The sequence below is a fragment of the Winogradskyella ouciana genome (assembly GCF_009709615.1).
Taxonomy (GTDB): Bacteria; Bacteroidota; Bacteroidia; order Flavobacteriales; family Flavobacteriaceae; genus Winogradskyella; species Winogradskyella ouciana.
In genome coordinates this window covers 1-278 of the sequence record NZ_WJYA01000069.1, presented here as the reverse complement: position 1 = coordinate 278, position 278 = coordinate 1, and the positions used below count along the sequence as shown (strand labels likewise).

The following is a 278-nucleotide window of genomic DNA, read 5'->3' as shown; positions in this document are numbered from 1 at the left end:
AGATCATCATCGGGTTGTGTTTTACCGCTATTTACTTTTTCGTCTTCCGTTTCCTCATTCTCAAATTCAACATCGCCACACCGGGCAGAGAAAAAGAGGAAGGGCAGGAAACAAAGCTCTATTCGAAAAAGGAGTACAGAGAACGGAAGCAGGCTTCAAAAGAAACAGCGGCGGCAGACGAAACACAGCGGGATACAGCCGCTTTGTATATTGAAGCGCTGGGCGGAAAGGACAATATTACGGAGGTCACCAACTGCGCCACCCGTCTCCGCGTCACT

1 protein-coding gene is annotated in these 278 nt (G+C 49.3%); it reads left to right on the top strand.

Features of this window, described 5'->3' with window-relative positions; all coding sequences use genetic code 11:
• Positions 1 to 278: glucose PTS transporter subunit EIIB (locus F1003_RS18610; protein WP_162307006.1), on the top strand; the 278-nt coding region annotated here is incomplete at both ends.